At 65.1% G+C, this 9457-nt stretch carries 10 protein-coding genes; all 10 read left to right on the top strand.

Going from position 1 to position 9457, the window contains the following annotated elements:
• A partial coding sequence (locus VF167_01865) for a HAMP domain-containing sensor histidine kinase (protein ID HEX6924149.1) occupies nucleotides 1–948 on the top strand: 948 nt, incomplete at its 5' end.
• A 301-nt stretch (nucleotides 949–1249) separates the two neighbouring features.
• Nucleotides 1250–1879, top strand: a complete 630-nt coding sequence (locus tag VF167_01860; protein HEX6924148.1) for a UpxY family transcription antiterminator — start codon at nucleotides 1250–1252, stop codon at nucleotides 1877–1879.
• A complete protein-coding gene (locus VF167_01855; GenBank protein HEX6924147.1) occupies nucleotides 1872–2957 on the top strand; it encodes a GDP-L-fucose synthase in 1086 nt (361 codons plus the stop codon). Before VF167_01860 ends, VF167_01855 begins: the two co-directional genes overlap by 8 nt.
• Nucleotides 2958–3019: 62 nt before the next feature.
• Nucleotides 3020–4099, top strand: coding sequence for a GDP-mannose 4,6-dehydratase (gene gmd, locus VF167_01850; GenBank protein HEX6924146.1), 1080 nt, complete (start codon nucleotides 3020–3022; stop codon nucleotides 4097–4099).
• The gene (locus VF167_01845) at nucleotides 4096–5364 is read left to right on the top strand and encodes an FAD-dependent oxidoreductase (GenBank protein HEX6924145.1); all 1269 of its coding nucleotides are present in this window, start codon (nucleotides 4096–4098) and stop codon (nucleotides 5362–5364) included. Before gmd ends, VF167_01845 begins: the two co-directional genes overlap by 4 nt.
• Nucleotides 5365–5410: 46 nt before the next feature.
• Nucleotides 5411–6184, top strand: a complete 774-nt coding sequence (rfbF, locus tag VF167_01840) for a glucose-1-phosphate cytidylyltransferase (GenBank protein HEX6924144.1) — start codon at nucleotides 5411–5413, stop codon at nucleotides 6182–6184.
• Between the two features lie 67 nt (nucleotides 6185–6251).
• Nucleotides 6252–7301: an SDR family oxidoreductase gene (locus VF167_01835; GenBank protein ID HEX6924143.1), complete on the top strand. Its 1050-nt coding sequence runs from the start codon at nucleotides 6252–6254 to the stop codon at nucleotides 7299–7301.
• Entirely contained in the window at nucleotides 7298–7879 is a 582-nt protein-coding gene (rfbC, locus tag VF167_01830) for a dTDP-4-dehydrorhamnose 3,5-epimerase (protein HEX6924142.1), read from the top strand. Before VF167_01835 ends, rfbC begins: the two co-directional genes overlap by 4 nt.
• Entirely contained in the window at nucleotides 7866–9224 is a 1359-nt protein-coding gene (locus VF167_01825; protein HEX6924141.1) for a Gfo/Idh/MocA family oxidoreductase, read from the top strand. The genes rfbC and VF167_01825 overlap by 14 nt, the downstream gene beginning before the upstream one ends.
• A 4-nt stretch (nucleotides 9225–9228) precedes the next feature.
• Nucleotides 9229–9457 (top strand): hypothetical protein (locus tag VF167_01820; GenBank protein ID HEX6924140.1); only part of this gene is annotated, 229 nt, incomplete at its 3' end.

The following is a 9457-nucleotide window of genomic DNA, read 5'->3' as shown; positions in this document are numbered from 1 at the left end:
GAGGCCGTCGCCCAGTCGGTCGCAGCGCTGGTCGACCTGTTGTGCGACGATGCGCCGTTCGATGATCCGGAGCCGGTGGCGACGGGTCGGATCGCCCGACTGGCGGCCCGTACCCTCGCCAGGGAGCTCGTCCGCTGCTGGCGGGCGAGCGACGCCCCGCCCCCGGGCGGGGAGATGCTCCGCTGTCTCGAGCGATTGCACAGGGTGGAGGGGCCACCGGGCTGGGTGGCTACGGAGCGCGACTCCAACGAGCGGCCCACCCCCCTGGACCTCGTCGTGGAGTTCGCGCACGACCTCCGCTCTCCCCTCACTTCCATTCTCTTCCTGAGCGAGACCCTGAGAAAATCCGTCCCCCGTGAGCTCGACCCGGTTCAGCACCGACAGGTCGGGATCATCTACACGGCGGCGCTCACCCTGGTCTCGCTCGCCAGCAACGTGATCGACCTGGCGCGGGGCGATGAGCGTCTGATCGACCGGCGCCCCACACAGTTCTCCATCCGCGAGGTGCTCGACTCCGTCTGCGAGATCGTGGCACCCATGCTCGAGGAGAAGAAGGTCAGCATTCGCACGGTGGCGCCCCCGGTAGACATCCGTATGGGCTACCCGGTGGCGCTGAGCCGGGTGCTGCTCAACCTGCTCTCCAACGCTCTGCGCTTCACCGACGAGGGCTACATCGAGATCACGGCGCAACCGGTAGACGCCACCTGCGTGGAATTTGTCGTGCGCGATACCGGCTCCGGTTTCGACCTGATGCACACGGAAGAGGGGCCCGCCAACGACGATGGCGCCGCCCAGGTTCGCTTCGGCTTCGCCGGCAGCGGACTTGGACTCACCATCTGCCGGAGACTGCTGCGGGCGATGGACTCGGAGCTGCAATTCGAGACCGCGCCCGGGTGGGGAACCCGGTTTCATTTCCGGCTCAACCTGCCTCCTTCCGAGCTGCCGTGATGGTGTCTCGGAGGCGTGGAGCGATGAACCACCTGGCCATTTCGGGAATGCTGTTGGTGCCAATCCACACCGTTGCGGCGACGATCCAGCGACTCGCTGAAGGGGTGGGCCTATCGATAAGCAGAACCATAGGACGATAGCCGCTTTTCCTGCCGCGCGACCGCTGCGGGCGCCCGGCACACTTCTCTCCCCATCTCTCCGGGCAACGCGGACCTTTCCCGCGGCATCGCTGAGCTTTTCGCTCCCCCTACCATCCTCTCGTCAGTTCCCGCTCTGGTACTGACAGGCACGGAGTGCACCCATGTACGAGTTGGCCTCGGACGGTTCTTCCACGCCAGTACCTACCCTTCGACTCTCCTCCGCCGAACAGCAGTGGTTTGCGTGCTACACCCGGGCGCGGCACGAGAAGCAGGTCGCGGCGCGTCTGCAACTCCACCGGATCGAGTCCTTCTGCCCGGTTCTGCCCCGCCAGCGGCAGTGGCACGATCGGGTGAAGGTGATCGAGTGGCCGCTCTTTCCGAGCTATGTGTTCGTGCGGTGCGCGAAGTCCACACTGTCGCGGGTGCTCGGTACGCCGGGCATCGTGACGGTGGTCTCCTCCAACGGCGCCCCGGTTCCGATCGATGCGGAGGAGATCGAGAATGTTCGGCGATTTGCCGCCGCGCTGCGGGCGAGCGGAGAGCGGGTGGAGCCGGTGCCACTGGTCGAACGGGGCACCCGGGTGCGCATCATCTCCGGCCCGTTCGTCGGGGTCGAGGGGTTGGTGATCGAGCACCGCGGGCGCAACCGGGTGCTGGTGGGGCTCGAGGCGATCGCGCAGAGCTGGGAGATCGAGGTCCCGGCAGCCTGTATGGAGCCGATCCGCGAGTCTCGCCCGGTCTTCGGCGGCAGTGTTCGGAGGGCAGAGCGGGGGAGGAGGAGTTATGTGTGAGCCCACCGAAACCTACGCGCACCTGACTCCCTCTGAGGAGGCGGTCCGGTTGAGCCTGGACGGCGCCGGCCGCCGGTCGCGCGAGGGCGAGCTGGAGTCGTCGCCGCGCTACTGGAGGCATCGGCGCGTCCTGGTCACCGGAGGTGCCGGCTTCCTCGGCTCGCACATCGTGGAGCGGCTGCGCAAGCTGGAGTGCGAGCACGTCTTCGTGCCGCGCCGCGCTGAATACGACCTCACCGAGCCGACCGAGGTGCGTCGCCTGTTGCGCGACGTTTGCCCCGACGTGGTGCTGCACCTGGCCGCTCAGGTGGGAGGGATCGGCGCCAATCGGGAGAACCCGGGGCTCTTCTTCTACGCGAACATTACGATGGGGGTGCACCTCATCGAAGAGGCGCGCCGCGCGGGAATCGAGAAATTCGTGCAACTGGGGACGATCTGCGCCTATCCCAAATACACCCCGGTGCCCTTCCGCGAAGAGGACCTGTGGAATGGCTATCCGGAAGAGACCAACGCGCCGTATGGGGTCGCCAAAAAGGCGTTGCTCGTTCAGCTGCAGGGCTACCGAGCCCAGTACGGCTTCAACGGGATCTACCTCCTGCCGGTCAACCTGTACGGTCCGCGGGACAACTTCGACCCGCAGAGCAGCCACGTGATCCCTGCGCTCATTCGCAAGATGGTGGAGGCGGTCGAAACCGGCGCGGACAGCGTGGAGCTCTGGGGAACGGGGGAGGCGAGCCGCGAGTTCCTCTACGTGGATGACTGCGCGCGGGCGGTGCTGCTCGCCGCGGAATACTACGACGGCGCGGAGCCGGTCAATCTCGGCACGGGAATGGAGATCAAGATCCGGGACCTGGCCGAGCTGATCGCCGATCTGGTCGGCTTCCGCGGAGAGCTGCGCTACGACCGGACGCAGCCGGACGGGCAGCCGAGGCGCTGCCTGGATACGCAGAAAGCGTTGCAGTGCTTCGGATTCCGAGCCCACACGCCGTTCCGCGAGGGGCTGCGTGAAACCATCCGCTGGTACCGCAGCGTGCACGGCCGCACATCCGAGATACCCCCCTTGAGCGCCGCCGTGTGACCTCACGGCGCCCCGCTGGCCCACTCCGCACTGGCGCTCTCCCCATCCCCTCGACCGCAAACATGCTGACCCACCGTCGGCGCAAAGCCCTCGTCACCGGCATCACCGGTCAGGACGGCAGCTACCTCGCCGAGCTGCTGCTCTCCAAGGGCTACGAGGTGCATGGAGTCATCCGACGGTCCTCGAGCTTCAATACAGCTCGCATCGACCATCTCTACCAGGATCCCCACGAGCCCGACGCGCGGCTCTTCCTGCACTACGGGGACCTGAACGATGGCAGCGCACTCAGCCGTCTGCTGCGCCAGGTAGAGCCGGACGAGATCTACAACCTGGGGGCGCAGAGCCACGTGCGCACCAGCTTCGACATCCCGGAGTACACCGCCGAGGTAACCGGCCTGGGGGTGGTGCGCTTGCTGGAGGCGATGCGAGAGACGGGAATCACCCCACGCTTCTATCAGGCGAGCAGCTCGGAGCTGTATGGGAAGGCGCAGGAGATTCCCCAGCGGGAGACGACGCCCTTCTATCCGCGCTCGCCGTACGCCTGCGCCAAAGCCTACGCCTTCTATCTGACCCGCAATTATCGCGAGTCGTACGGTTTCTTCGCCTGCAACGGGATCCTGTTCAACCACGAGAGCCCGCGGCGGGGGGAGACCTTCGTGACGCGCAAGGTCTGCCGGGCCGCGGCGCGCATCAAGCTCGGTCTGGAGCACGTCGTCTATCTCGGCAACCTCGACGCGAGTCGCGACTGGGGATATGCGCCCGAGTACGTCGAGGCGATGTGGATGATGCTGCAGCAGGACGAGCCCGACGACTACGTGATCGCCACGGGCGAGACCCACACCGTGCGAGAGTTGCTGGAGGAGGCGTTCACCCTGGTGGGACTCGACTGGCGGGAGCACGTGCGACTCGACCCCCGGTACACGCGTCCGACCGAGGTGGACGTACTGCTCGGTGATCCGTCGAAGGCGCGAGAGAAGCTGGGGTGGGAGGCGAAGGTGCGGTTCCGCGAGCTGGTGCGGATCATGGTGGAGGCGGAGCTGCAGGCGGCGGCAGGGGAGGTGAAAATGGCGAACCTCGGGCGGGCTACCGTGCAGCCGCCGGCGCCCGTACATACCTCCGCGATCGCCGCCCCAGGGCGATGAACACTCGTCGCACGACCGATTTCCTGATCATTGGCGGAGGGGTGATCGGGCTGGCACTGGCTCTGGAGGCCAGGCGCCGTTTCGGAGACGCCCGCATCCTGCTGATCGAGAAGGAGCGTGCCTGCGGGCTGCACGCGAGCGGCCGAAACAGCGGCGTTCTGCACGCGGGCTTCTACTACTCCGCCGACAGCCTGAAGGCCCGCTTCGCTCGTGAGGGAAACCAGCGCCTCACGCGCTATGGTGAAGAGCGTGGCCTTCGCATCAACCGCTGCGGAAAGCTCGTCGTCGCCCGGGACGAAACGGAGCTGGCAGGCATCGACGAGCTGCTGCGGCGATCCCGCCTGAACGGCGTCGACCTTCAGGAGGTCACCGAGCACGAAGCACGCGAGCTGGAGCCACTGGCGCGGACCTTCGAGCGGGCGCTCTTCAGCCCGAACACCTCCACGGTCGATCCGACCGAGGTGGTCAGCGCTATGGTTGCCGATGCTCGAACTGAGCGGGTCGACATTCGCGAGAACGTCCGATACCTACGAAGGCGCGGCGACCTGATCCGCACGTCGGCGGGTGACATTTCCGCCGGATATGTGATCAACGCGGCCGGCCTGTATGCCGACCGGATCGCCCGGGACTTTGGCTTCGCGCAGGACTATCGGATCCTGCCGTTCAAGGGGCTCTACCTGTACGCCGAAGGAAGCCTCCCTCTTCGCTGCCACATCTATCCCGTTCCCGATCTCCGTCATCCCTTCCTCGGCGTGCATTTCACCCTGACGGTCGACGGACACGTCAAGATCGGACCCACCGCGATTCCGGCCTTCTGGCGGGAGCAGTATTCCGGCGTCGAAAACTTCCACCCCGGCGAGTTTGCCGAGGTCGTGGGGCTGGAAGCGGCGGTTTTCCTCGAGAACGCCTTCGACTTTCGTCGCCTCGCCCTGCACGAGCTGCGGAAATATTCGCGGCGCCATCTGGTTCGCCTCGCCGGCGGTCTGGTCCGGTCGGACCTCACCTCTCTCGGTTGGCGTTGGGGACGTGCAGGCATCCGCGCCCAGCTCGTGAATGTCAGACGCCGCACGCTGGAAATGGATTTCCACCTACAGGGTGATGGCCGTTCGATGCACGTACTGAATGCGGTCTCACCGGGGTTCACCTGCTCGCTGCCATTCGCCAGCTACGTGATCGACGAGGTGCAGCGGCATCTGGTGGCCCGCCCGGCGCCGCCCCAGGCCGACAGGCCCGTCACCTCGCTGAGCGCTCAAGGGGCTGCATAAGCGGCCTCGAAAGTGGCGCAGACGCACGAAAAAAGGAGCAAGGAGAATGAAGGCGGTGATCCTGGCGGGTGGCTACGGGACCCGGATCAGTGAGGAGAGCAGCGTCCGACCCAAGCCCATGGTGGAGATCGGCGGAAAGCCGATCCTGTGGCACATCATGAAGATCTACTCCGCCTTCGGGGTGAACGACTTCGTCGTGTGCTGCGGCTACAAGGGCTATCTGATCAAGGAGTATTTCGCCAACTACTCGCTGCACGTGTCCGACGTGACCTTCGACATCGCGAACCACAGCATGGAGGTCCACAAGAACGGCGCGGAGCCGTGGCGCGTCACCCTTGTCGACACGGGCGAGAACACCATGACCGGCGGACGGATCAAACGCGTGCGCGAGCATATCGGCAACGAGACCTTCTGCCTGACCTACGGCGACGGCCTGAGCGACGTGGATCTGCATGAGCTCCTCGCGCATCACCGGCAGGTGGGCGCACTGGCGACCTTGACGGCGGTGCAGCCGCCCGGGCGGTTCGGCGCATTCTCACTCCCCGAAGGGGATGATCGGGTGCGGGGGTTCAGAGAAAAGCCCGCGGGTGATGGAGCGTGGATCAACGGCGGGTTCTTCGTTCTCGAACCCGAGGTGATGGAGTACATCCACGACGACGACACCGTGTGGGAACGCGAGCCGATGGAGACTCTGGCTCTGGAAGGACGTCTGTCGGCATATCGCCACCGGGGATTCTGGCACCCGATGGACACGCTGCGGGACAAGATGGTGCTGGAAGAAATGTGGAACAACGGCGAAGCGAAGTGGAAGATCTGGTAGGAGGATCTGGTAGGACCGGACTGAGTCCCGGCACCCCCCGCACTGTCACGCCCCGAGGAAACTTCTCATGAGAGTTCTCGTCACCGGTTCGGAAGGCTACATCGGATCGCAGCTCACCCCTCTCCTCCGGGCGAGGGAGCATGAGGTGGTGTGCCTCGACGCGGGCTTCTATAACGAGCGCAGCCTCTACTCGCTGAACGGCAACGGAAGCAGCACCCCGTTCATCCGTAAGGACATTCGCCACATCAATGAGGATGACCTGCGCGGCGTCGATGCCGTGGTTCACTTGGCGGAGCTCTCCAACGATCCGCTCGGGCAGCTGAACCCGGAGATCACCTACCAGATCAATCACCAGGGGAGCGTCGCACTCGCCCGGATGGCGAAGCGTGCCGGGGTCGCGCGGTTCGTCTATACCTCCTCGTGCAGCGTCTACGGAGCAGGCTCGGGGGACATCAAGACGGAGGAATCGGAAACCGACCCTCAAACCGCATACGCGGAGTGCAAGGTGTTGGTGGAGCGTGACGTGTCAGCGCTCGCAGACGACGATTTCTCCCCCACCTTCCTGCGCAATGCTACCGCGTACGGGCCCTCACCCCATATGCGGTTCGACCTGGTGCTTAACAACCTCTCCGGCCTGGCATGGACCACTCGCGAGATCCGCATGACCAGTGACGGCACCCCCTGGCGGCCTCTGGTGCACGTTCTGGACATCTGCGAGGCAATCGCGAATGTGTTGGAGGCGCCGCGGGAGCTTGTCCACAATGAAGTATTCAATGTGGGCGATTCGAAGGAGAACTATCGAGTGCGGGAGATCGCCGAAGTAGTAGCGGAGAGCTTCCCCGGCTGTGATCTCAGCTTCGGGTCGAGCGATGGGGACAACCGCAGCTATCGTGTCTCCTTCGAGAAGATCCACCGAACCCTGCCCGGGTTCCGCTGCCGGCGATCGGTCCGGACCGGGGCGGAAGAGTTGCGCGAGATCTTCGAGAGGATTGGCCTCACCACAGATCTCTTCCAGTACCGCACGTTTACCCGCCTGAAGCAGCTTCAGCACCTTCTCAACACCGGCCAGCTCGACGCGCAGCTCTTCTGGGCTCCATTGACCGTCCCGCAAATATGATCTTCACAGAAACCCGTCTGCAGGGGGCCTTCCTGGTCGATCTCGAGCCCCGTGGAGACGAACGAGGCTTCTTTGCCCGCGCCTGGTGCCGGAACGAGTTCGAAGCGCACGGATTGAATGTGGACGTGGTGCAGGCGAATGTTTCGTTCAGTCGAGATCGTGGCACGCTGCGAGGCCTGCACTTTCAGCGGGAGCCTCATGCGGAGACCAAGCTCGTCCGGTGCACGCGGGGGGCCATCTACGACGTGATCGTGGACCTGCGGCCGGACTCGGCAACGTATGGCGAATGGATCGGAGTGGAGCTGACCTCCGACAATCACCGCATGCTGTATGTGCCCGAGAACTTCGCCCACGGCTTCATCACCCTCACCGACGACGTCGAGGTCATGTACCAGGTGACCGCGTTCTATGCGCCTGACGCGGAGGGCGGCCTGCGATACGATGACCCCGTGTTGGGCATCGTCTGGCCGGAGGAGGTGCGGGTGATCTCCGATAAGGACCGTGGTTGGCCGGACTTCGCGCCGGCCCTGCGTGCTGCTTCCCCTCGTGCCGTAGCGGGGTCGAATGCACATCGTTGACACTGCTCTACAACGACGCCACGAGGAGGGCCGCCCCATTCGCGTAGGGATGGTGGGCGCGGGATTCATGGGTCGCGGGATCGCCTTGCAGATGCTGAATTGGGTTCCCGGCATGGAGCTCGTGGCGATCTACAGTCGGGATCCCGCCCAAGCAGAGCGCGCCTACCGAGAGGCGGGTGTGACCGAGCCGGTGCGGGTCGATTCCACCCCCGCGCTCGACGCGGCGATTTCCCGGGGCAGACGCGCAATCGTCGAGGATCCGCGGGCGCTGTGTCGTGCAGAGGGCATCGAGGCGATCATCGAGGTGACCGGCGCGATCGAGTTCGGCGCCGCAGTGGTGCTCGAGGCCATCGCCCATGGCAAGCACGTGGTGATGATGAACGCCGAGCTGGATGGAACCGTGGGTCCCATCCTGAAGGTGTATGCCGATCGCGCGGGGGTCGTGATCACCAACGCCGACGGCGATCAGCCAGGGGTGATCCTGAACTTGTACCGGTTCGTGAAGGGCATCGGCGTACGCCCCGTGCTGTGTGGCAACATCAAGGGCCTGCAGGACCCCTATCGCAACCCAACGACCCAGGAAGGGTTTGCCCGTCGCTGGGGACAGAACCCCCGCATGGTCACCTCGTTCGCGGACGGGACCAAGATCTCCTTCGAACAGGCAATCGTGGCCAATGCGACGGGCATGCGGGTGGCGCGTCGCGGAATGTACGGCCATACGGTTCCGGCCGGGACGTCCATTCAGGAGGCTGCCGCGCTCTATTCCGCGGACGAGTTGCTGCAGAGCGAGGGCATCGTCGATTACGTGGTGGGTGCTTCACCCGGCCCTGGTGTGTTCGTCCTGGGCACCCACGATCACCCGATCCAGCGCCACTATCTCAATCTGTACAAGCTGGGCGAGGGGCCGCTCTACTGCTTCTACACGCCGTATCACCTCTGCCATTACGAGGTGCACAACACGGTGGCCCGGGCGGTCCTCTTCGGTGACGCCACCATTGCTCCTCTCGGCGCCCCGGTGGTCGAGGTCGTAGCCACCGCCAAGGTGGATCTCTCCCCCGGGCAGGAGCTGGACGGATGCGGTGGGTACCTGACGTACGGCCAGTGCGAGAATGCCGAGGTAGTCCGGGAGGATAACCTGCTGCCGATGGGTCTGTCCGAGGGCTGTCGGCTGCGGCGTGCGGTCCCCCGCGACCAGGTGCTCACCATGGCGGACGTGGAGATCCCGCCCGGGCGGCTCTGTGACCGTCTGCGTCTGGAGCAGGATCAATACTTCTCCGATGCCGATCGCGAAGTGAGCGAACTGCGACGCGAGGAGAACCTCGTCCCTTCGACGACCCACCTCTGAGAATATGCAGGAATCCCTCCCGATCGCCCCGGCGGCGCCGGCTCTGGAACTGGATCATGGTCCCCCGACGATCGTCATCCGCCCGTCGCGCGGGTGGGTAGCGTTGGATTTCCGGGAGCTCACCTACTTCCGGGAGCTCTTCTACTTCCTGGTCTGGCGCGACATCAAGGTCCGCTACAAGCAGACCGCCCTGGGCGCTTCGTGGGCGATCATTCAGCCGCTCTTCACGATGG

It is taken from the genome of Longimicrobiaceae bacterium (assembly GCA_036375715.1).
In the GTDB taxonomy this organism is placed as follows: Bacteria; Gemmatimonadota; Gemmatimonadetes; order Longimicrobiales; family Longimicrobiaceae; genus DASVBS01.
This window is presented reverse-complemented; position numbering and strand designations above follow the sequence as displayed.